Origin of the sequence: Thalassospira sp. HF15 (assembly GCF_011806525.1) — a bacterium.
In the GTDB taxonomy this organism is placed as follows: Bacteria; Pseudomonadota; Alphaproteobacteria; order Rhodospirillales; family Thalassospiraceae; genus Thalassospira.
On record NZ_JAAVKI010000003.1, the window covers coordinates 129914 to 153657 of the forward strand.

The following is a 23744-nucleotide window of genomic DNA, read 5'->3' on the forward strand; positions in this document are numbered from 1 at the left end:
CTTCAGATTGTTCGTTGAACGGCTTCGGGCCTGTTTCTTAGAAACGCGACGGTCCCCGCAACAAGCATCGGAACATAGTTTACCGCATGCAAAACGAATGCAATGGCCAAAGCGGAATCGAAATTTATCTCGAACGGCAGTAACGCGACAACCACAAGCGAATGGTAAACACCGACGCCCCCGGGAGAAGTTGGTAATGCCAAACCGAAGTTTGTGATTACCATCACCGTAATAGCGGCACCCACTGCATTTTCATTCAAAAAAACCGACAACACTGTGAAAATTGCAGCAAGATTGAACAGCCACGCCAGCACAGAGACAGACAAAAGCTTTACATAAAGCCCTGTCATGCCGGTTGTTCCCGGCGGTAGTACCCCGCTTGCCATACCGTTGACAAATCGCCAAACCGAGTGGCCCGCGCGCCGTGAGAGGAGAAATCCGACACGCAACGCCAATCTGCGTGTTGTTCGCTGAATGCGGCGTAAAAATATGTTAGCTAAAAGCAAGACCAGGCCAGCCAAAATCAGCAATGCCATCGCCAGAGATACTTCGCGAGGCAGGTTAACGTTCGCAAAGACGAAGATACTGAAGCCACCAAGGGACAGAATATCTGTAATCCGCTCCGTTAACAGCGCAGACATAGCACTTCCGGCGTTCCATCCACTTTGCTTGCGAAGCCAGTTTACGCGATAGATATCTCCTGCGCGCAACATAAGTAGATTATTCAAAAAATGCCCTATCAAGTAAGACCTAAGCGAGCAAACAAGACTGGTGGAAGAGCGTGAATTCAAGAGTTCCCACCATCGATAGGAAAACCCGAAATAACTTGTCATCACCAAACAGGTTGCCACAAGAAACATCACAGCGCTGATATTTCGAAAGCCATCCACAAGCGCGCCCCAGTCCGTATTCCAAGCCAGAATACAGATACACCCCGCAGAAAACAGGTAACCGACCCACCGTCCTTTGAAGATGTTCGCACTCAATTTAATTCTGCCAGCCAATTTAAACCTTTAATGAGGTCGTTCTTTCCGATAACAGTTTGCCTCTGTGTAGCAGAGTCTCTTGTAGTTTGTCTTTTTCTATTGCCCGGTTTGAAGCTTGAAATCATGAAAACGCAGAACATAGATCAATTGATAGCCTCATATCCGCGGACACATCCCCCTCTACCTCAGGCGTTCAAGGATATTTACGAGAAAGAATATCTTGCCAATCGCAAGGGAGGAAACGTTGCCACTTCGATTGCGCAAAAGCTTGAGACATGGATGCATCGACAAGTCGCTAAAAATGCAACTGGAGAACTGACGCTGGAGTTGGGCGCAGGGACGTTGAACCATTTAGCGTACGAACAGCAAGATCAGACTTATGATGCTGTCGAGCCTGCCTCATTTTTCTACGAGAACAGTCCGGCGCTTGACCGGGTTAGAAACATATATGCAGACTTGCAGGAAATCCCCGAGAACACACGATATGACAGGGTCATCTCGATAGCGGTTCTAGAGCATTTACAAAACCTTCCTTTCGAAATTGCCCGCGCTGGCTTGCTGCTTGCCGATCATGGTCGTTTTCAGGCCGCGATTCCCTGTGAGGGTGAACTTGCCTGGTATCTGGCATGGCGCTTTGGAACCGGTGTCCCATACTGGTTTAGAAATAAACTAGATTATGGCGTTCTCATGCGGCACGAGCACATCAACAAAAGCGATGAAATCCGCAGCTTGATTGGGCACATGTTCGAAACCATCAGAATAAAGCGGTTTCCGCTACCATTACGCCATTGCAGCTTCTATCTTTACATTGATGCCCAATCGCCTCGCAAGGAGGTGTGCGAAGAGGTCTTGCGCCGCAAGGAATGAAGACCAATTTGACGGTTGGAACAAATCCATGTTGCCATTCTTGACTAGTTTGCAACACATCCGGGAATTTTCCGGTTCCGAACCCGCGAAAATGTTCCTTCAAACCGGTCCCAAAGCCAGACATCGCTCGCTTGATATTCGGAATGCACCTGACCAGTATCGCAATCAAACAGAGTGACTTGATTGTCAAAAATTTCAATTCTGTAGATATCGGGACGGGAGACAACCCACCTATGCTGCCAGTCGTCGAGAGGCAAGCTGGCCGCCTCTGCTCCTCCCAGCCCTTCGACAAGATGCAACCGCATCATGCTACCAGCCTGCCAGTTGGTTTCGATGACCGGAATCCATCCCGGGTTTTGGGGGCTTCGGATGATGAACAAACTGTTCCGATCAAACTCTTCAACCGGCATCTCAGGCACTGAGGCCATGATGTCCTGTTGCATGGTCCAAGAGGTGTGCCAGTCATACGCTCGAGCGGCCAATGGTACGACAAAACTCGCAACCAACAGTGCGGAAAGCGCTGTTTTCCATTTGCGGGTTGCTGGGGTCATGACAACTGATATGGCGATCCCCAGAATAAACCAGAACGCGATTACCATTGCTGATCGCCCCCCGATCCCTTGAGCCCAAATCACATAGTTTCCGGCAGCGAACGCCAGACCACCAAGAACCATACCGGCCATGACCACAAGCATTGCAATCAAGAACCCTCGACGTTGCGGTAGCAAAATTTCAGGCCACTTTTTGATGAAGAGGTAGCCAATCACCATCATTGCAATAATAAACAGGGGCATCCCCTCGATCATGGCGATAGGCAACGGCATCATCACCGCCAGACAGGCTGGTAACAGAACGCTACCCCCTGCAAGGCCCCCCCATTTCTCCGTGCCATGCAATGTCTCAGCTTGGCGATGCTTCTGCCAGCGCGAAAATCCCAGAAATACGCCGCAACCGATCACGGCGATGATTGCTGCCAAAACCGGCCAAGTGAGTTGTTCAAAGCCTATGATTCGGCCTGGATAGCTCATCCAGTGGAACAGAACATCTATCAGCCCTTGATCGAACTTCCGCGATCCCTCAGCGCCGGTTGCACGCATATATCTGTTGTAACCAAGAGCAAAAACCTGAGAGGCAGAAAGCACCGCAAACCAGCACAAAACAGGCTTGAGCTTCCTGTCCCTTATAACGAACAGGAAGAACAGCAAGACGACATATTGCAGATAAAAGGCCTCGTAAGTTAGAAATCCCCAAGCAGAAATCAAGGCCGCCAGCAACCAATCCTTGAAACTTGCATCGGACCAATGTGCGATAACAATCGCACCAGAGGTGAAGAAACAAATAGCAGAAAGCAAAGCAGTTGTGCCGGTTGGCCAAAAAGTAATTGGAACCACAAAGGGCGCAGCCAACCAAAGCAACGCCGCAAAATGCCCAACCAGATTTGCGTCCCTTTCTGCAACGAATTGAAAAGCAAAACGCTTGGAGAAAACAGCGAAAGCGATGGCCGTTGCTCCGGTCAGAACAATTGCCATGCTTTGCAATGCATATGGTTCGCTCGGGACGAACGACGTCAACACCCAAGAGAGCACTCTTAAGGCTGGGCGGTTTTGGGCCAGCTCCAACATTTCCCATCGCGCCAAGGACCAGTCCGGCGACAATAGCGACGACTGCATAAGGTAGAACCAGTCATCGACATAGATACCGAGATAAAACGGTCGCCACGCAAACATCACGACACTGATCAAAAGCCAGAAAAGGAGAGTTTTTCGATCAAGCATCAGAGGCGTATCCGTTTTAATTGCGATGATGGTTTTACGAAGTTCTTCATTGTGAACCGGTTTTCGAACCACAAAACCAGCATCATCAGCCCCCACAACTCAAAGCCATACTGCGCTTTTCCGGACATATGACGTTTCTTGATGTCAACCACCCTCGAAACATCAAGAAACCAGAGCTGCCCAAGCCGTCCCGGTGACAGAATATCTTCAGCCATAACCCGGGCCTCATTGCGTAGCCAATGATGCACAGGAATGCTGAACCCTTGCTTCTTTGTATGACTGACAGAGCGGCCAAACCGGTCCTTAACCAGTTCACGTAGCAGGCGTTTTTGGGCACCAAGAGGACGGAATTTATGACTGTCGGGCAATGAAAGTCCGAACTTTGCCAATGGCCCGTACAATAGTGGAGATCTGGCTTCCAATCCCCAAGCCATACTGCATCTGTCTGTTTTGGTAAGAATATCGTTTGGCAGATATTCGGCGATATCCACTTTTTGAAGATCAAGAATTCCCGGCGACGGCTTCAAGTTATGAGAATTTTTCAAGCGCGCTAAAGCGTCAGCAGCAAAACCGGCTGCTTGCTGATCAGCGAGAAGCTGTGCGGCTTCATTTGGTAACCACGTCCCGTTCCAAGTATAATGTGCCTCGGCAGGTTCAAGCCCGAAAGCCCTCAGGAAACGCCATGCTTTATAGCTTGTCGTAACCTTGCCCGGTGTCACAGGCAACCAGTCTCCCGAAGATGCCAACAAGTCTCGGACGGGTTTTGGCATGAACTTCGTCAATGCACTCTGCAAGCGCGTCGCACGATATGTCAGATAACCACCGAACAGTTCATCACCGCCATCACCACCCAGAGCAACCTTGTATTCTTTGCTTACTTGCTTAGCCAGGGCCCAAACTGCAAGAGCAGATGAGTCGGCCATCGGGTCATCTTGCCTCAATGCGAGTTGACAAAAGTCGTTCATTATGTTCGACGAGAAGGCAACAGGCTCGACTTCAATTCCAAGAGCCTCTCCGACCTTATTCGCCATTGGATATTCGCTAAAGCCTTCCTGACGCATATCCAAGCACCAGGCTTTACTAACTTTTCCCTGACGAACTGCACTTTCAGCAACCAAGGTTGAGTCAATGCCCCCCGATAGGAACAGTGTAACCGGCACGTCGCTCCGCAATGCGAGGCGCGTACCCTCATCTATCAACTCTCGCGCATTTTTCTTTGCCGCGGAGAAATTCAAAGTTGATTGGATGTTTTCATCAGAAGACCAAAACCTGCCGGACCGCGTTTCCTGTGGCGTCAATTCCAACCAACTTCCGGGAGCAAGCTTCCTGATACCCTCAACCAGCGTTCTTTCACCGGGGACGTAATTGAGACACAAAAAACTGCCTAGCCCCGCCAAATCGATTTCCGGATCATAGTCTTCAAGACATTGAAAAGCGCCGAATTCAGATGAGAAGGTCAGACCATCTGAAGTTTCCTGAACAAAAAGCGGCTTTTCGCCGAAACGGTCTCTGGCAAGGAATATGCTCCCTTTCTCACGATCGGCGATCGCAAATGCGAACATTCCATCAAGATGCTCGCATACTGATGTTCCCCAGCGACGCCAAGCCTCGAGCAAGACTTCGGTATCCGAACTTGTTTTCGGAATAAACCCGTCTTCTGCGAACTTCTCGCTCAGTTCCAGATAATTATAAATCTCTCCATTGAACACGACCACATAGCGACGGTCCTCCGTCGCCATTGGCTGAATGCCTAATTTCGGGTCAATAATCGACAACCGACGATGCCCGAGAAACCAAAACCGGTCGGACCAATATCCCCCACCATCCGGCCCTCGGTGCGTGAGGTAATTCGTCGCCGAACAAAGGTTCTCAAGGTTTCCGAGATTTGCACTTCTTGAGAATCGTCCGAAAATTCCGCACATCTGTTAATCAGTCTTCCGATTTATGCCAGACGTTTCTTACCTTGTAGGACTTGTGCCCGCTGTCAGTGAAATATTGGCGAACCATTAATTCACTTGTCACACCGCCGATCAAAAATTGCACTGCAGCGAGATAAAGCAGAGATCCAACAACAAACAACCCACTGTGTGTGCGAACGACCGGGTCCCCCGTCGCCAACCACTGGATTGCAAGATAGAGCGTAATCAACCCCGCAATTGCTCCACATGCCAGAGCCAACTTGCCGAAAATGCGGATAGGTTTGACGAGGTACCGAGTGTAGAAATAAAGAAAAAACAGATCCAAAAAAACATTCAGCGTACGGCCAATTCCGTAGTTAGATTCACCGTGCGGCCGCTCAATGTTCTCGATCGGGACTTCTTCAATTCGAGCCCCTGCGACTTTGGCAAAAACTGGAACGAAACGGTGGTGCTCACCCAAGATCAGGATATCGTCCAGAATTTCTCTGCGGTAAGCGCGATAAGTTGTCCCGACGTCGTGAATTTCCAGACCAGTGATCTTACGGATCATCCAGTTTGCAACTCTTGATGGCCATCGCCGGATGATGCCTTCCTTACGCTGATGGCGCCAACCGCATACAACATCGGCACCGGCTTCCATTTTCTCAATGAATTTCGGGAGATCTTCCGGAAAATGCTGCAAGTCAGCATCAAGAGACACAACTATGTCTCCGACGGCGGCATCAAAACCAGCCTGAAGTGCGGCCGTCTGACCATAGTTCCGACGCAACTCGACAACTTTTACCCGGTTGTCCTGTTCGGAAAGTTCTTTGCATTTTTCGAGGCTCTTATCACGGCTACCGTCATCGACAAAAACAAACTCGAATTTGTAATCGGGGAATTGTGCGTCAAGCACTGCGCAAAATCTACGATGCAGCTCTGAAACAGCATCTTCTTCGTTATAGACGGGTACAACGATACTTATCAGGAGCTTGTCCGCTGATATGATTTTTTTTGACGCGTCAGGCAAGGAAATGTACTCCGTCCGAAAGATCGATCATTGCTACGTTGAATTGAACCTGTCCTTCTTAAAGTGTATTGAGGCACTCACTGTCAATTTTTATTCATGTGCTGTCAGTAGATCCAATCGAGGCATACTTCGATTTTCAATAGGATTTTGTTCAGGATAGTGGTAACCCAACCTCTGAATAATTGATGACGATATGTAGATTATTCTAAGTGTGACAAATCACGGAAAAACGATGCTTTCTATAAAGTTCACTCCTGTCCATGATACCGAGTTGGAAAATTACTTTATTTCACTAGGCATGGAGCATGTTGTCGAGGCCTCGAAGGGCAAGCAACGCGGCGTGAACGATATGGTGCAAGACACACCATACAAACCTGTGCTCAAGGATTTGCATCGACTGCATAGCCTCGTTCGGGAGAACAGACGCACAACCGTCCTGGAGTTTGGCACCGGGTGGTCTTCACTCATAATGGCCGATGCACTTGGACGCAACCAACAGGAATACGGCGATGCAATCAAGAACCTCCGTCGTCACAATCCATTTGAAATGCACAGTCTTGATGACGTCCAAAGATGGTCACAAGTAGCTAAGGACCGCGTCGATGCCGCGGGCCTTAGCAATGCGCGTTTTCATGTCTCGCCTGTAACTTGCTACGAGTTTCAGGGACGCCTTACGACAAGATACAAAGAGATTCCGCAGATTAGTCCTGACTTCATTTATCTTGATGGCCCTGACCAATTTACGACGCAGGGATCAATCAATGGCCTATCCACCACGCACAAAGACTTTATGCCGATGTCGTCAGACATCCTTCTATTTGAACACTTTCTTATCCCGGGTACCATCATACTTGTAGACGGTCGCGCTGCGAATGCGCGCTTCCTGCAAGCGAACCTCCAAAGACATTGGTCTTACTCGTTCGATGAAGACTACGACCAACATCTGTTCGTATTGGATGAACCGGCACTAGGAAAGTACAATGCAGCACAACTTGCTTTTTATGCACAGGGAGGCACGCAGTAAGTCTGCAACCCGCGCCTTGATCAAGGACTTGAGGTGTTTGTCCCTGATGTAGTTGCAAAATGCAGTTCTCATCTATATTTTTTGCCAAATTTTCGGCTCTCGTTCCCACTAAAGCTTCAGACAAGGTTGTTATGTTCAAGGTAAAAGTTCACGGTTGCGGATCTATCGGCAATCACCTCGCTAACGCATCCCGGGCACTCGGTTGGTCGGTAGACATGTGTGACATTGACCAGGCCGCGCTTGAAAGAACGAAGCACGATATATATCCATCCCGCTATGGAAAATGGGACGAGGAAATTGGACTTTATAATAGCAAAGAAGTTCCTATCGGTGGTTATGACATCATTGTAATAGGAACGCCTCCCGATGTTCATATCCCACTGGCCATGAGCGCTATTGCCGAGAAACCAAAAGCAATTATCGTTGAGAAGCCGATTTGCGGCCCTGGTCTGGAGGGGGCGCAAGAACTGGTCGCAGAGGCAAAAAAGCAAGGTGTCGCCATTTTCACCGGATATGACCACGTTGTTGGCCGGGCATCCGAAGAATTTGTAGCAAACATCAATGAAGATAAATTTGGCCCGTTGCTTACGCTGGATGTTGAGTTCCGCGAACATTGGGCAGGAATCTTTGGGGCACACCCTTGGCTCAGTGGTCCAGAAGATACTTATCTTGGTTATTTCCGTCGCGGCGGCGGCGCAAGCGGCGAGCACAGTCATGCAGCCAACCTCTGGCAGCATTTTGCCCACAGTGCAGGAAAAGGCCGCGTTAGCAAAGTCACGGCTCAGCTTGATTTTGTAAAAGATGGCGCCATCGACTATGACCGGCTGTGTATTATGACACTTGAGACCGATACCGGGTTTACTGGACGCGTTGTTCAGGATGTCATCACCCATCCAGCGCGAAAGTGGGCACGAGCTCAATTCCGAGACGGATCTTTGGAGTGGCAGTGCGGTTCTAAGCCGGGAACAGATTCAGTTTCAGAATTCAAGACGGACGGCTACACTCGCAAGACCGACATAGCCAAAACGCGCCCAGACGACTTCATTAAAGAACTGCGCCATATCGAAAAAGCACTGACCGCTGATCCATCCATGTCCCCCATTTCGCTTGAGCGCGGACTGGATACAATGATGGTTGTAGCAGCAGCCCACCTGTCTGCCGCGACACAGAAGACCGTCAGCATCGACTGGACGAAGGGCTATGTTCCTTCCGCCTTGTCAGCCTAAGCTCCAAGAGGAACGAACAAGTAATGGAAAATTCACGATACAATTTCAAAAACCTGTTTGTGCTTGATCTTGCCAACAATCACCAAGGTGATGTGCAGCATGGTCTGGCTATCATCCGAGAAAATGCCAAGGTTGCCAGTGCGCAGGGCGTTCGATGCGGAGTAAAATTCCAGTTTCGCCAACTAGACAGTTTTATCCACCCCGACCATCAGAAAGACAGTGACAACAAACATATTCCACGCTTTCTCTCGACGCGAATGGACCCGAAGCAGTATCAACAACTGCTTGATGAGGTAAAAGCACACAAGCTGATCTCGATATGCACTCCATTTGACGAAGAGTCTGTCGATATAATCGTCGAGATGGGCTTCGATATTTTGAAAATCGCAAGCTGTTCTGCCAAAGACTGGCCCTTGCTTGAGAAAGCTGTTGAGTCAGGACTGCCGATCATCGTTTCGACCGGCGGTTTGACCATTCACGAAATTGATGACGTCGTCAGCTTCTTTGACCATCGTGGCGCAGACTTTGCTATCATGCATTGTGTGTCCATCTACCCGACGCCAGATGCCGACTGCAATTTACGCAATATCTCGATGCTCAAGGAACGCTTCCCCAATCGGGTCATCGGATGGTCAACCCACGAAGCGCCGTCCGATACTGGACCGGTAATGGTTGCTGTTGGTCAGGGTGCCGAGATGTTCGAGCGCCATGTTGGTATTGAAACTGACAAGATCAAGCTCAACAAATATAGCTCCACCCCCAAACAGGTAGAAGCTTGGTTCAAAGCCTGTAAAAAAGCACAAGTTTTGGCGGGATCGTACGAGCGCACCGAACCGACCAAAGCTGAGAAGGAAGCCCTCGATAGCTTACGCCGCGGGATTTTTGCCAAGAAAGACCTTGAAGCAGGAACCCTTCTGGAACGCGAGGACGTTTTCTTTGCGATGCCATACGTTCCAGGCCAGTTGTCCAGCGAGAACTGGCGCCCTGGAATGACTTTGCAGCAGAACCTAAAGGTCAACGAGGCCGTTTTCCCTGCACAGGTTGAAATGCCACCGGCGCCCAAATATCAGGTGATCAAGTCGGCAATTCACCAAGTCAAGGCACTCCTCAACGAGGCACGTGTTCATTTGGGGCCTGAGTTCGAAGTGGAATACTCCCATCATGAAGGGATCGAAAACTTCATGAAAGTGGGGACCGTCTTGATCAACTGCATTAATCGCGAGTATTGCAAGAAGATCCTAGTTCAGCTTCCGGGCCAAGTTCACCCTGAACACTTCCACAAACGCAAGGAAGAGACTTTCCAGGTCCTGTATGGCGAGCTGCACTCAAATGTGGATGGTAGAACACGAATCATGCGTCCGGGCGATACTGCTCTGGTTATGCCAGGCGTCTGGCATAACTTCTGGTCGGAAACCGGTTGTGTGTTTGAAGAAGTCTCCACAACCCACTTCAACAATGATTCTGTATACCGGGATCCTGCTATCAACAAACTTGAGCGACTAGAGCGAAAGTCAATCGTAAATCATTGGGGTCGTTACGAACTGAATTGATTACCCGCATGCATCAAATCTAATATTAACGAGAGGGGGCGGGAGCGGCTTTCTTGCCCTCTTCATATCTCAGAAATCCTTGATGAAAACAAAAGACTATATCCCTGAAATCGATGGCCTAAGGGGGCTAGCTGTTCTGCTGGTGCTTTTTTTCCATCTATTACCATCATCTCTTCCAGGAGGGTTTATCGGGGTCGATATATTCTTCGTAATAAGTGGATTTGTGATAACGAAGAAAATTCTTCGTGACATCGAAACAGATAAATTTTCGATAGTTAATTTTTATATCAACAGAGTGCACCGTCTTTTTCCAGCCCTCCTACTAGTTTTATTCGTATCCTTATTCTTTGCATTTCATATTTTTTCGCTAGATGAGTTCCGACGTTTTGGAGCAAGTTTTCTGAGCGCTACTATCTCACTCTCGAATTTCAAGTTCTGGCGAGAAAGTGGCTACTTCGATGTTGGAGCAGATCAAAAACCGTTATTACATACGTGGTCATTAAGTGTCGAAGAGCAGCTGTATATACTCTGGCCTATTTTAATTCTTGTTGCGTATAAATACCTAAGAGGTCGGGTTTTTCTAATAATAGCATTAATTGGGTTAGTTAGTATTTGTGCAAGCTCTGTTTTTTTGGATGATAGCGCCTCAATTTTCTTCCTCACACCTTTCCGGGTTTATGAGTTTTGCATTGGCGCTCTATGCATCCCGCTAACCACGAAAAACAAGGTCCCGAGGTATTCGCTAACTTTATTTTCATACTTGGCAATCATTGCAATCCTTTTCCAATCTTTTTTTCTTGGCCAGACCGATACGTTTCCGTTTTACAACGCCTTACCTGCCTGTGTTTCGGCAGGTATTCTAATTGTCGGATCCCAAGGCAGCTGGGTCGGAAAATTTCTAAGTAGCAGATCAATGCTTTTCTTAGGAAGAAGCAGCTATTCAATTTATTTGGTACATTGGCCGCTGATAGTATTTTATAAATACTATGTATACCGAGACCTCCACTTGACGGAGGTATCAACACTTCTATTAGCAAGCTTGTTTTTTGGATTCTTACTTCATTTTTCCGTTGAAAAGCGCTTCCGAATCAATAGTAAAGAACAGCTCAAAACCATCTTCTTGAGAAAAAACATTGTCAGATTCGGGACAATTATTTCCCTTGCTAGTGTAGCAACGCTAACTGGCGCAATAATTCGGACCTCCGACGGGATGCCGTGGCGGATCACTACCGGATTAGCATTTGATTTCAACGAAAATGCAGCAGCTTATGTAGAAGCTCTAGTAAAACGCCGTAAAGGTGTTCTAAGAGATTGCCCAAACGACTGTCTCTTGGGGAACAAGGAGATCGAGGAAATTGTTCTGTTTGTGGGCGATTCTCACATGGATCACTATACCCTTGCTCTATCAGAAATGTCAGACAGTCTACCTTACAGGTTCAAGCTAATTACCAGTGCTGGTTGCTTTTTTGGACAGTCCTACACGAGCGACACCGGGGCCTTTGAATCAGACTGCTTGGAAAAGCAAGACGAACTAATACATTGGCTTTCTAACCCAAACGTGATTGGTGTTATGCACGGCCAAAGGTGGCCAGGATACCGTAACCTAATAATCCAGAAGAACGATAACTCACACGTCAGATTTGAAAACAGTGATTCATTCCTAGAGGCGATCACTGGTGATGTAAAAGATCTCTATGAAAAAACGCGCCCCCTACCATTATTGTTAGTCGGCGATTCCCCTGACGCGCCTGACATTAATTGCGCTATCAAAAACAAATCTTCGTCACCTAACTGCAAGAACCTTCTCCAAGAGAATAATGCCAGTAAAATCAAAGCTATATCTAATGCTTCCGATGATTACGCTGGCCTCTCTGACTACTATTTGCCCCGTCAATCACTATGCGATCAAGAATGTGGTCTACTGGATAAACATGGAGACATGATGTACATCGATTCCAATCATCTCTCTCTTTCTGGGGCAAGGATAGTACTTCCACAGTTACTGACAAAGTTTTATCATTTGGCCGCACAGCGAGAGAATTACTGACTTTCCGACAACAAAAAATCTGCCCACTTGAGATCAATTTCAGTATCAATATTCGCCAGATATTCGTCGATGACTGTTGCATTAAATTTATCCCCTGAGATACTTTTTTTATTTATCAAACATTCTCGTGAGATTGCATACGCCACGCCATTTCGGTGATAGAGCGGTTCCAACTGCTGGCGGGCAATAATTTGACTGCCCTCCTTATCATAGAGTTCCAGCCCTCCAGAAACATTCAATTTGAGTTGTTTAAGCGGATGCGCCTTGGAGTCTGTTTCCGAAACGGTCCATGTTGCATCGACATCTGACTCGCAAAATTTCTGAAGGCACTGTCGAACATGGTCTGCTTTCCGGAGGGGAGATGTCGGCTGCAACATAAGTACGATATCAAATGTCTGCGAAAATGCATTCTCAGCCTCTAACAAGGCATGTGATAGAACCTCGACATCACCAATTCTGTCGCCAGACAATTCAGGCGGACGGATAAAAGGTGCTGAGATTCCATGTCGGAGAGCTTCTTCTGCGATTAACTCATGATCTGTGGAGACAACTGCAGCGTCGATTTCAGGCAATTGCTGAATAATTTTACCGGTACGAGCGACAAGGCTTAAACCACCTACTTCACGCAAGTTCTTAAGCTTGATACCTTTACTTCCACCTCTGGCTGGAACGACGGCAAGAATAGACTTATCTGCCAACATGCTCTGTATACCTCAATCATGATAACTGACGACCGATCAGGTATATCGGCCTCTCTGACGCGTAGGCATTATGAATAGATGGAAAAGTAACTTGATAAAAGCCGTATGTTTTGACTTTGATGGCACTCTGGTCAACTCGAACGACATTAAAAAGAGCGTCTTTTATTCGATTGCCAGAAAGTTCCCAAGTGGAGAAAACTACCTGGAAAGTTTACTGCACCAAAACCCACCACTCGACAGGCACTCCATATTCGAAATCATGGCAAAAAAGTACCGTCTGCCAAGAGAGCAAGAATTAGCCTTACTCGCCGATTTTACAGCAACTGTTCATAAGAGAGTCGTAGAAGCGGATTTAATGCCTGGAGCAATGTATTGCTTGAAGAAGCTGAACAGCATGGACCTATCACTTTCGATCAACTCTGCAACGCCTGAGCGAGAATTGAAGGCAATCCTGAGAGAACGCCGCCTAAGCGAATGGTTCGAACACACAAAAGGCAGGCCCGCCAGCAAGCAGGAAAATCTGCAAGAACTCATGCACCGACAAGGTTTCCAGGCAAACGATGTTCTTGTCATTGGCGATGGCGCAGATGACCAAGATTGCGCAGAACAGCTTGGCTGCCATTTCCAACCTGTTTTCGACTTTCGTGGCAACCGGGATATCTCTCCTTCAGTGCTCGACAACCTTGACCAGTTAAACCTGCTTGCCTTTAATTCCTGATCTTTCGAGCTGCATATTCTTCAACGAAATCAGTAAAGCGGTTGGCCCAGGACTGGTCAAAGGGCTCAATGAAGTGATTACAAGCTTTCGCCAGTTTAACTTGCGTATCCACTTTTTCCGACAGTTCTATGAGCTTAGCAAGCCCATCTCGGAGTTCACTTTCACCAAAGGCTTTGGGGAAAACATCCATCTGAAACAGATCGTCAAAGTGAGGCATGTCCTTTACGGCTTGAAAGTGCGTAGCTTCTTTTTCATCGACTGGCATGTAGCACATCGCTGGCTTCCCATGCAGAGCCGCCTCAAGGATGATAGTTGAGAGAGGTGATATCAAAAAATCGATATTGCTTAGAACATCGTGCGTATCTCTGTAGTCAGCGAGGAAAATTCGAGCCGTGCCTTTTTTCACTGACTGCAAATATTCGACCATACTACTTTCAATCACGACGTGCTTCCATTTCTGTTCGAGAACGCCTTCACCGTTTGCACCGCCATTACCCCACGGGTGGGGACGATAAATCACCTTCATGGGCGGCAAATCACCTTGATCGATAAACTCGTCAATCATATGAAGATGAGCAGTCTCGTCTGTTCCTTTGCTCGATCCAGCATACAACAAAATTCGGCAATCTTCGTTCAGTCCATGTTTCGCGCAAAATTCCGCTTTGCTGATACGAGGTGGGTTTCGATATACATCGAACTGAGCCACGCCAAACGTTTTGACGTTCTCAGGCCTCATTCCCATATATTTGACAGCGTGCTGGTGCGTTTGACGCCCCCAAACCAACAAACAGTCTGGATTGTTAACAGCACCGTGCTTGATACTCGGGTTATCCCATGAGTTCATGATGTTAATCAGCGGGATACCCAACTCACCACAAAAACTGATCAAGTCATCAAAGAACACACCGTCCAAAACACTGGGATGTACAACCAAGTCAGGTTGTTCGTCCTCTAACTTCCTGAACAATTCCGTGTCTGCAAGCCGAGACAGTCTGGCGATTTGCAGTCGTATATAAAACTGTCGGACCAATGGAAGAGCAAACAAGCTGAAAAGTATATTTGCTTTCCAATGCTGGAGTTTAGCATATGCCTTCTTGGTGTTTAGTGCAGCGGGATCAAATCGATAGCGGAACTTTTCCAGCAGAAAAAGTTTTTTCCATATCGTGCGGCGCCCAGGGTGCATTGGTACCGTCTCGACATGAAGTGACGTCTGACGATCATTCGGAAAAGTTGAAATGCGTTTGGGCGCATTATCAGGCAAAATCAAACTGACATCATGACCGCGCTCTATTAAACGTTCGAACACTCCGCTATATACAAAGTGCCGAACCACGATGTCGTGCTCCACATAGATCTGTATTCTCACCCCGGACAACTCCACAGAATCAAATCAGCAGCGCACGGCTTCAAACCGCACGCTGCTGAGAGTAATTATCAATATGATTGATAGTAGCCTAAGCGACTTCAGTCAATCTGACAATTTGGTCCGGATGAGAGGTCGGTTGGTCGGAGCGTCTGCTCGGATTATCTGTGTAGACCAATGCATCTTGACGATCATAAATCTGATCACAGCCTTCGCAAAGCTTACCACATCCCTTAAACGCTAAGCGTTCATGGATGTCTCGGATTTCTGCAAGCTGTTGACCTTGCAGCACTTCCAACAATGAGGTCTTTGCAAAATTTCCGACTGTAAGTTTTTCATTGAAGTCATAACAGCAAACAGAAACATCGCCGTTGGTGCGAACGAACGGATTTCCCTTCACCGGGCGGCCACAAGAACGGTACTGCTCTTCCTGACGTTCTTTAGTGTCATACGCAAGCTCATCAGCCATGGGAGATCCACCATAGTTATGGGGACGCCAAACTAGAACTTCGTCGGCACGACCCTTCCAACGGGCAATCCAGTCGTCCATTTCGTGCTCATTCTCAGGAAAGATGAGGTAGGTCAGTATCACATGAGGGCGCTGCCCCTTCGGCAAGGCAAGAAGCGCATCGATGTTTTCGATAATTTTATCAAACTTCAGCACTCCTTTATGGATTGCTTCGTAACTCTCTGCACTGTTGCCGTAAAGGCTAATTTTTATGGTGTCAAAGAGCTCACAAATCCAAGGCAGCTTATTCGGGGTCAGCAGGTGGCCAGTCGTACTGGTATATGTCCTGATGTGAGGGTACTTTGCTTTCGAGTACCGGAGCTTTGTTTCATACTGCGGATCCATGAAAGGGTCGCCAAATCCACAAAGATCAAGAGAGGTAATGCCCAGTTCGGCCGCCTGGTCCATTACATTTTCAAACATCTCGTTTGACATGTGGCTCCAACGGCGACTGTACTCATCCCTCGGACACATAACACATTTCGCGCCGCAAAACGTGGTATTCTCCACCGTAAGCTCACGCGAAGCGATTATAAATTTGCTGTTGTCATCGGGGTTAACAGCTAGCATTGCGATCTCCGTTCGGGTGTTTTTTAGACTTTTTCTAAATTACCGGACGCGCCGCTCCATGGGCGAAACCAGTTTAATCAAGAATGATTACACACTATAACCACAAGTCGTACATCAGGTCGAGCCATATCAGCCAGCGCAATCGGTCCTAGTCTCGCGGTGAGGCCAAGCTCACGGTCGTAAAACACCCGAAACAAATTTATTGTCTGGAATGCCGCCAGCGTTTTTCCTATTAGTTAGGTCAAGGTATCATCAGATATCCTCATTAGGTTTAACTGAAGCTCTTGCACTATAGAGATTCGAAACCGGAACAACTCAAGATAAACAAAGATATTAATTATGAAAGCGCCTGCAAAAAAGGATGGTCCAGTTGTGGTGGTCGACTGTGGCTTGGGCAACCTCAACTCAATCAAAAACGCTCTTGTGCGTGTTGGCGTTCAACCAAAAATCTCCAGACTGCCGGAGGAGATTCTGAACGCTGGTGCAATTATCTTTCCCGGCGTTGGTGCTTTTGCTTCGGCGATGGAAAAAATTTCAATACTTGGACTAGCGGAAACAATCAAAACCGCAGCTGTTGAGAAGAAAATTCCCTTTCTTGGAATTTGCTTGGGTATGCAGGTGTTGTTCGATGGCTCCGAAGAATTTGGATGGCATCCCGGCCTCGGCATCCTTTCGGGAAGTGTCAAGGCTTTTGATCCAACCCAATTTGACCCGGAACTCCAACTGCGCGTTCCACACGTCGGATGGAATGATGTCTCCCCTCCGCAGGCGTCCTCATTATTTTGTACTATGTCAGAAGAGGCATGCTTCTATTTTGACCATAGCTTTGCGGTTTTCAAAGCGGGTCCTGAACTGAGCGCAGCCACCTGTGACTATGGACAACGATTTATAGCAGCAGTCGAGTTTGAGAACATTATGGGTGTGCAGTTTCACCCCGAAATCAGCGGCAAGCTGGGACATCTCTTGCTTGCAAATTTTTTGTCTTTTGTGCGAAAAGCAGAATACCCGAATTAAGAGAACAAACATGCTTCGAAAAAGACTTATCGGCACGATCCTTGTCAAAGACAATATCGCTGTTCAAAGCTATGGCTTTAAGCGATATACGCCGATTGGGTCTCCCGTTATTTGTGCAGAATATCTTGATGCCTGGGGTGCGGATGAAATAGCACTCCTTGATATCTCAGCCTCGAAAAACCGGGCAGGGCCCAACCTTGATATGGTGTCAAAGGTTGCGTCGAAATCGCGCGTCCCCTTGATGGTTGGCGGCGGAATATCGACGATGCAGGAGGTCCACGACACCGTGGAGGCCGGAGCTGACAAAATAGCGATAAACACGGCTTTCATCAGAAAACCAGCCCTGTTGCGGGAAGCTTCGGAGAACTACGGGGCACAATGTATCATTGCATCACTTGATGCCTTAAGAACCCCCGATGGTTACTCTTTGTATGCGGACGATGAGGGCCGAGACATTATCACTGCTGCCAAACTTGCAGAGGAGTTAGGTGCCGGGGAGATTCTTTTGAACTCCGTAGATCAAGACGGCTCACTGGAAGGGTATGCTCTTGATTTGATCTCAAAAGTGAACAGGTCTGTAAACGTTCCCCTCATAGCTTTGGGCGGTGCCGGAGCGCCATCACATTTTGAAGAAATCCTCAGCGAACCAAACGTAGCGGCAGCTGCTGGCAACTATTTTCAACATTTCGAGCATAGTATTGCCGTGCTGAAGCATCACTTGGGTGCGAAAGGCCTCCCAATACGGCAAAAATCTGGTTTGGAATATCAAAATGTGAGCCACACTCCCGATGGACGATTAAAGCGGACGCCGGAACAACTACTCCTCTCTCAAATGTACGAACCGCTCGACCAGTAAGCTACTGTTATAAAAGCTTTCAGGCCAAATTGGGAAGCCAATTGCCGGGATCTTTGACGTAGTGGAAATGCTAAGATAGCTTAGACTTAGCAAACCAGTTCGGCTTTCTACCTATCGGTCAAGATGTGGAATATAAAATGCAGTTTTGCACTCGTTGTCTGTATCCATCCAATCATCCTCTTCACCTTACTTTTGATGAAGAAGGTGTTTGTAGTGGTTGCAGAATCCATGAAGAAAAAGACTGCCTAGACTGGAATGAGCGCTCTGAAAAACTTAGGGCGATCGTAAAAGAGTTTAAGTCTCCTGATCAAAAGAGGCACGACTGTATCGTCCCTGTCGACGGCGGAAGAGATAGCTATTTCACCGTTCATGTTGTGAAAAACCTGCTTGGGCTTAATCCATTGCTGGTAAGCTATAACAAGCACTGGAATACGGCGCTTGGGATCCGAAATCTTGCTTATATGCGGATAGCGTTTAATTGCGATATGATCCAAAAGACGGTCAATCCAAACACCTTGAGAGCGCTCAATCTTGCCTCGCTTGAAGCTTTCGGAAGTATATACTGGCACATTCTTGCTGGACACACGGCTTTTCCAGTTCAGTCAGCAATAAATTACCGAATTCCACTTATCATATGGGGTGCGCATCAAGGAATCGATCAGGTTGGGATGTTTTCTCACACAGAAGAAGTGGAGATGACCCGACGCTATCGCAAAGATCATGACTTGATGGGATTTGAGTTAGAAGACCTGGTACAGAAATATCCTGAACTCGATCAACATAACCTTGATTCGTTTCTTTACCCTGATAGCATCGATATCGCCAACGTCGGGGTACGCGGTATTTATCTGAATAATTACATCCGTTGGGATTCCAAAAAGCAACATGAGTTGATGATCGATACATACAATTACGAGACAACCCCCCAAGTCCGCGTGTTCGACAACTACCATGATGTGAATTGCCACCACTACAACGGCCTGCATGACAGAATCAAATTCGCAAAACTGGGATACGGAAAAGTTACCGACCAAGCTTGCCGCGAGATCCGCTTGAAAAGGATGGATCGTAAACAGGCTCTTGAACTGGTGGAAAAGCACCAACACCGTGACACGAAAGATGAAGATCTGTTCCTGGAGTGGCAAGGTATTTCATCAGGCGAACTCTGGAGCTACATAGACCAGCACCGAGACCCTAGAGCATGGGAGAAAGTGGGGTCCAAGTGGCATCTGAAGCATGCACCGATCGTGGATGGAAACGATAACAGCTTCTCCTGCAGTTACGACGTGGATTATCGAGTTACCCCGTCGCGGGCGCCAGGTGAGGACAAAAACACTTATGTTCTTATTGGCAAAGGATATGTTGAAGGGCAAAAGCCCTCAAGTCCTCCGGTGTTTGACAAAAGTGGAGCTGAGGCATGAGGTGGTGCAAAAACTGCGTCGAGCCTGATACAAGACCGGGCCAAGTATTTAACGAAGACGGAATCTGCACTCCCTGCCAGTACGCCTTGAATATCAAGCCTGCGAATTGGGATGAGCGCGAAAAGGAACTTAAGGACATAGTGGCCTGGGCGAAACAAAACTCCCAAGGCAAATACGACTGCGTACTCGGTGTATCTGGCGGGAAGGATAGTTTGCGCCTTGCCCTTTTTGCGCGAGAAATTGGACTTAATCCATTGCTCGTATGCGCAACCTATGTTCCACAACAGATGACTGATTTGGGCGCACACAACCTGTCTAACATTGTAGAGCAAGGCTTTGATCTTGAAACAATCAACGTGGCCCCCGAAACCTGCAAACAAGTAACCCGGCATGCGTTCCGCGAATTCTGCAGTTGGACGAAAGCGACTGAGTACTTTTTGATTTCGAGCATGCCGAGGTTGGCGCTAACTCATGGCATTCCTCTTGCGTGCGGCGGCGAGAACCCGCTGGTTACCGTAGGCAGCGGTTGTGGGTCTGACAATGGTGATGCAAGAAGCATTGCCTCTCTTAACACGCTTTCAGGCGGCGATATCTCTCCCTACTTGAATGCTGGTTTCGAAGAAGGAGAGTTGTTCTTCTACAAGATGCCAACCATTGAGCAGATGGACCAAAAGGGTTTAAAGTTCATATACCTTGGTTATTACATCAGGGACTGGGATGCCTACGGAAACCACGCTTTAGCAGTCAAACATGGTATGCATGTTCGCACGGGAGACGAAGCAGATCCGAGCATGACCGGATGTACTCATAACTTCGTGTCACTTGATGAGGATTTCATCTTCGTCAACCAATACATGAAATATCTTAAATTTGGCTTCGGATTTACCGCACAGCAGGCAAGCCATGACATAAGAGCCGGCATCATCTCCAGAGAGCACGGTGTGGAGCTTGTAAGACGTTACGATGGTGTTTGCGCGGACAAATACATTGAAGCGTTTTGCAACTATATAGAAATAAGCCGCGAGGAATTTGACGATATCTGCGAGAGATTTAGAAACAAAGATATCTGGACTAAAGATTCTACAGGCAGATGGACTCTCAAGAACCCAATTTCATGACGTGTACAATAAAGTTAAGATATCATCCGGAATGTGATCATTTAAAGAAATCTTTTCATATTAGATGTCTCGTTGGCAAACAGAGCCACGTTGTGTTCTTTGCCGAAGAATATTCAGTATGCCAGATCAAATCGACGCTCTGCACTTTCGGCACTGGCTGAATCGCGCCCAATGGCCTTACGATAACCCAAACATCCGACCGGTAGAGTTTCCTAAATGCTTTCGCTGTTATCAAAAAAAATGAGAAGCGGTTTGAAAATGGCGCTATTGCCAATTCAGAAGCACCGACTTCTAAAAGAAAAAACCGAGTTTGAGAAAACAACAAAGCGCTTTTTCGACGAATTGAACTCTGAAGCAGACGTACTGCCGCTGGCAAGTCGTATCTTAGTGGATGGCACTTGGGACAACCCCAATTACTGGCTCCGTCGATCATTGATGGACCTTGCGCTTGGAACCGCAGACTGCCCCAAAGAGGGAATAATAGGAAAGTATTCTCGTAGCAGCGTAAAAATTTCCTTCGAAGCCAACGAGATACCGATCAAGTTCGATACCGAAGGAATTAGAAAGTCCCTTCCGGATCTGACTCCTCTGGCAGCAGAACTCATCAGAAATAGTAAAAGCGGATCTGATATTCTTTCGTGGGATCTTCCGGGCGGTGTTCCCGGCACACTTCTGTATGACAGCCTGCTCAAGTGGATGCGGGTCCCCACGATCACCCTTGATCTGCCAAACATTGTAAGCTTTGTAAAAAGAGGCTTGGAAGATATTGAAACAAGTCGATATATCATTCAAGAAACGAAGGCAGACCTCCTATTAACCAGCCATATGATCGGTGTTTTCTATGGCAGCCTTGTCTGGTTTGCGCTCCAGCGGAATATAGAGACGGTTTGCCTTTATGGGGACTTTGGTTCTGCACGGTTCGTTCGAATCAAAGACCCTTCTCAGCTCACAGACGGGGTCTGCATACCAACCCCGGAAGAAGTTAGAAGTCGTCCTGATCCAATCCGCCTTGAACTAGCAAAATGTGGTCGAGAACATCTCGCCAACCGCTTAAAGGGCCAAACCAATGATATCGGCGGGAAATTCAGCTTTCAGGCGAATAACCGGAACATATCGCGTGAAGAAATTCTAGAGGCCTTCAACTGGTCTCCAGAGAAACCAATTGTCGCGGTATACGCTCAAAACTGGTTTGATTTTCCTCGATACCTAGGACTAGATTCATTTCTCGATTTTCGCGACTGGATTGAAGTAACTCTCAATCAGGCCAGACAGAATAAGAACGTCAATTGGCTCTTCAAAGCTCACCCGATCGACCGACTTTATGGAATTGACCCAAAAGACGCGCTATCAACTATTGTTGGTGAACAGCCGTCTGATCATATTGCAATGGCCGGCCAAGACTGGAATGGAAGATCATTAATGGAAGCCATTGATGCCGCCATTTCCTGTACTGGCTCAATTGGATTTGAATTCGCGGCCCAAGGTAAGCCAGTGTTGCTGGCAGAGAAAGGATGGTATGGCCATCTTAAATTTGGTGTCATTGCAAAAGATCGTGACGACTATTGCCAACTGTTAGCTTCAGAATGGTGGAGCCTTTTTGAAGAGGAAGCGATGACCCGCCGTGCTCAAGAGTTCATTGGTTGGTATTTCTGTTTACCTGCTTGGCAGAAAGGCTGCATTTATTGCGACGACTCAATGGGTCAAAAGATTTTCGAAACAGTTTCGTCCTTCCTTCAAAATAACGAAGCAACGATTCAAAAAGAGGCCGAATTTCTTCGTAGCTGGTATGTGAGCGATCACACTAGGTATCATGTATACAAGACGCTCACTGCGACAGAATTTCAGCTTGGCAACATACAGCTATAGGTTTGTCTAACTGCTGCACGCAGTTTCTTGCAGACATGATGGCTTGACGAGTGAACCAATATGCGCTTTCTGCCCATTCATCACTTGTCTATCAATATGACTTAGAACGTTAAAGATCGTGCATCCAATTTGGACGCAAGAAGCCAAAACATTCGACCTGGAGCAGATTAGATGGCAGCACCAATTCGCACTTTTGATTCCCCGATGATTGATCTGACCGGTCAATCAATTCTGGTGACAGGGGGGACAGGGTCGTTTGGGCGCGCCTTTGTTCGTCACGTGCTGAACAACTTCAAACCGAAGCGCCTGATTGTCTTCTCACGCGATGAACAAAAGCACTTCGACATGGAGCAGGAGTTCAGTGTCAAAAAATATCCCTGCATGAGATATTTCATCGGTGACGTCCGAGACTACAGCCGATTGGAGATGGCTATGCGGGCTGTCGACTATGTTGTTCACGCAGCTGCCATGAAACATGTCCCAGCAGCCGAGTACAATCCGTTCGAATGTATCCGAACCAATGTTCACGGCGCCGAAAACGTGGTCTCGGCAGCTCTCGCAAATAGCGTAAAGCGTGTCATTGCACTTTCAACCGACAAGGCATGCAGCCCACTAAACCTGTATGGCGCGAGCAAACTTGCTTCAGACAAGATTTTTGTCGCTGCAAACAGTCTGAGTGGAGAGATCGGAACACGGTTTGCTGTTGTTCGTTACGGTAACGTTATTGGCTCGAACGGAAGTGTTCTGCCATTTTTCAAACGGCTTCTTGAAAGTGGCACAGACCATCTTCCGATAACCGATGAACGCATGACGCGTTTCTGGATAACGCTCACGCAAGGTGTCCAGTTTGTTCTTTCGTCTTCTGCCTTGATGAAAGGTGGCGAAATCTTCATTCCCAAAATTCCGAGCATGGCCGTAATTGATCTCGCCAAGCACCTTGCTCCTGATTTACCCATCAAAGTTATTGGTATTCGTCCAGGAGAAAAGCTTCATGAAGCAATGAGTACCGAAGATGACTCGCGCAACATGTTGGAACTGGACGACAGATATTTGATAAAGCCGGAGCTGGCGTTTTGGAATCCTAATTGCTATGCCGACAGCACAGCAGCCGCAGTGACTGACGGCTTCCACTACACAAGCAACAACAACAGTGAATGGCTCGACTCAGCAGGCTTAGAAAAGCTACTGAAAAGCTGCTAAGGTAGT

Annotated in this window: 19 protein-coding genes; 12 read left to right on the forward strand and 7 right to left on the reverse strand. The window is 47.6% G+C overall.

Features of this window, described 5'->3' with window-relative positions:
* Window positions 1–2: 2 nt before the first annotated feature.
* Window positions 3–986: a lysylphosphatidylglycerol synthase transmembrane domain-containing protein gene (locus HED22_RS07175; protein ID WP_167720629.1), complete on the reverse strand. Its 984-nt coding sequence runs from the start codon at window positions 984–986 to the stop codon at window positions 3–5.
* Between the two features lie 123 nt (window positions 987–1109).
* Between HED22_RS07175 and HED22_RS19565 the strand changes: the two genes are divergently transcribed.
* A complete protein-coding gene (locus HED22_RS19565) occupies window positions 1110–1853 on the forward strand; it encodes a class I SAM-dependent methyltransferase (protein ID WP_175581158.1) in 744 nt (247 codons plus the stop codon).
* Window positions 1854–1897: 44 nt separating this feature from the next.
* On the opposite strand, the gene HED22_RS07185 is transcribed toward HED22_RS19565, so the two are convergent.
* The 3 genes from HED22_RS07185 to HED22_RS07195 are packed head-to-tail and all read right to left on the reverse strand — an operon-like array spanning window position 1898 to window position 6556.
* A complete protein-coding gene (locus tag HED22_RS07185) occupies window positions 1898–3628 on the reverse strand; it encodes a hypothetical protein (RefSeq protein ID WP_167720631.1) in 1731 nt (576 codons plus the stop codon).
* Entirely contained in the window at window positions 3628–5550 is a 1923-nt protein-coding gene (gene asnB, locus HED22_RS07190) for an asparagine synthase (glutamine-hydrolyzing) (protein WP_167720633.1), read from the reverse strand. Before asnB ends, HED22_RS07185 begins: the two co-directional genes overlap by 1 nt.
* 7 nt (window positions 5551–5557) lie before the next feature.
* Window positions 5558–6556 carry a glycosyltransferase family 2 protein gene (locus tag HED22_RS07195; RefSeq protein ID WP_167720635.1) on the reverse strand — a complete coding sequence of 333 codons (999 nt, stop codon included), beginning with the start codon at window positions 6554–6556 and terminating at the stop codon, window positions 5558–5560.
* Between the two features lie 232 nt (window positions 6557–6788).
* Between HED22_RS07195 and HED22_RS07200 the strand changes: the two genes are divergently transcribed.
* From HED22_RS07200 to HED22_RS07215, 4 genes are all read left to right on the forward strand, one after another.
* Window positions 6789–7580, forward strand: a complete 792-nt coding sequence (locus tag HED22_RS07200) for a class I SAM-dependent methyltransferase (RefSeq protein WP_167720637.1) — start codon at window positions 6789–6791, stop codon at window positions 7578–7580.
* A 59-nt stretch (window positions 7581–7639) separates the two neighbouring features.
* Window positions 7640–8806, forward strand: coding sequence for a Gfo/Idh/MocA family protein (locus tag HED22_RS07205; RefSeq protein WP_217701870.1), 1167 nt, complete (start codon window positions 7640–7642; stop codon window positions 8804–8806).
* A 23-nt stretch (window positions 8807–8829) separates the two neighbouring features.
* Window positions 8830–10356 carry an N-acetylneuraminate synthase family protein gene (locus tag HED22_RS07210; protein ID WP_167720639.1) on the forward strand — a complete coding sequence of 509 codons (1527 nt, stop codon included), beginning with the start codon at window positions 8830–8832 and terminating at the stop codon, window positions 10354–10356.
* Window positions 10357–10438: 82 nt separating this feature from the next.
* Entirely contained in the window at window positions 10439–12403 is a 1965-nt protein-coding gene (locus HED22_RS07215) for an acyltransferase family protein (RefSeq protein WP_167720641.1), read from the forward strand.
* Here the strand turns inward: HED22_RS07215 and HED22_RS07220 are convergent.
* Window positions 12397–13104: an acylneuraminate cytidylyltransferase family protein gene (locus HED22_RS07220; RefSeq protein ID WP_167720643.1), complete on the reverse strand. Its 708-nt coding sequence runs from the start codon at window positions 13102–13104 to the stop codon at window positions 12397–12399. The two genes, HED22_RS07215 and HED22_RS07220, sit on opposite strands and share 7 nt — an antisense overlap.
* Before the next feature lie 91 nt (window positions 13105–13195).
* Between HED22_RS07220 and HED22_RS07225 the strand changes: the two genes are divergently transcribed.
* On the forward strand, window positions 13196–13822 hold the full coding sequence (locus tag HED22_RS07225) for an HAD family hydrolase (RefSeq protein WP_167720645.1): 627 nt from the start codon (window positions 13196–13198) through the stop codon (window positions 13820–13822).
* Here the strand turns inward: HED22_RS07225 and HED22_RS07230 are convergent.
* Window positions 13812–15188 carry a hypothetical protein gene (locus HED22_RS07230; protein ID WP_167720647.1) on the reverse strand — a complete coding sequence of 459 codons (1377 nt, stop codon included), beginning with the start codon at window positions 15186–15188 and terminating at the stop codon, window positions 13812–13814. The genes HED22_RS07225 and HED22_RS07230 overlap by 11 nt on opposite strands.
* Before the next feature lie 88 nt (window positions 15189–15276).
* Entirely contained in the window at window positions 15277–16263 is a 987-nt protein-coding gene (locus HED22_RS07235; RefSeq protein ID WP_167720649.1) for a radical SAM/SPASM domain-containing protein, read from the reverse strand.
* A 339-nt stretch (window positions 16264–16602) separates the two neighbouring features.
* Here HED22_RS07235 and hisH point away from each other — a divergent pair, with 339 nt between their 5' ends.
* The 6 genes from hisH to pseB all read left to right on the forward strand — a co-directional run bounded on the left by hisH (window position 16603) and on the right by pseB (window position 23738).
* Window positions 16603–17277, forward strand: coding sequence for an imidazole glycerol phosphate synthase subunit HisH (gene hisH, locus HED22_RS07240; RefSeq protein ID WP_167720651.1), 675 nt, complete (start codon window positions 16603–16605; stop codon window positions 17275–17277).
* Window positions 17278–17287: 10 nt separating this feature from the next.
* Window positions 17288–18133 carry an imidazole glycerol phosphate synthase subunit HisF gene (hisF, locus tag HED22_RS07245; RefSeq protein ID WP_167720653.1) on the forward strand — a complete coding sequence of 282 codons (846 nt, stop codon included), beginning with the start codon at window positions 17288–17290 and terminating at the stop codon, window positions 18131–18133.
* 137 nt (window positions 18134–18270) lie between these two features.
* Window positions 18271–19554 carry an N-acetyl sugar amidotransferase gene (locus HED22_RS07250; protein ID WP_167720656.1) on the forward strand — a complete coding sequence of 428 codons (1284 nt, stop codon included), beginning with the start codon at window positions 18271–18273 and terminating at the stop codon, window positions 19552–19554.
* Window positions 19551–20672, forward strand: a complete 1122-nt coding sequence (locus HED22_RS07255) for an N-acetyl sugar amidotransferase (RefSeq protein WP_167720658.1) — start codon at window positions 19551–19553, stop codon at window positions 20670–20672. The genes HED22_RS07250 and HED22_RS07255 overlap by 4 nt, the downstream gene beginning before the upstream one ends.
* A gap of 216 nt (window positions 20673–20888) precedes the next feature.
* Window positions 20889–22538, forward strand: coding sequence for a hypothetical protein (locus tag HED22_RS07260; RefSeq protein ID WP_167720660.1), 1650 nt, complete (start codon window positions 20889–20891; stop codon window positions 22536–22538).
* Window positions 22539–22709: 171 nt separating this feature from the next.
* Window positions 22710–23738, forward strand: coding sequence for a UDP-N-acetylglucosamine 4,6-dehydratase (inverting) (gene pseB / locus HED22_RS07265; protein WP_167720662.1), 1029 nt, complete (start codon window positions 22710–22712; stop codon window positions 23736–23738).
* Window positions 23739–23744 lie beyond the last annotated feature (6 nt).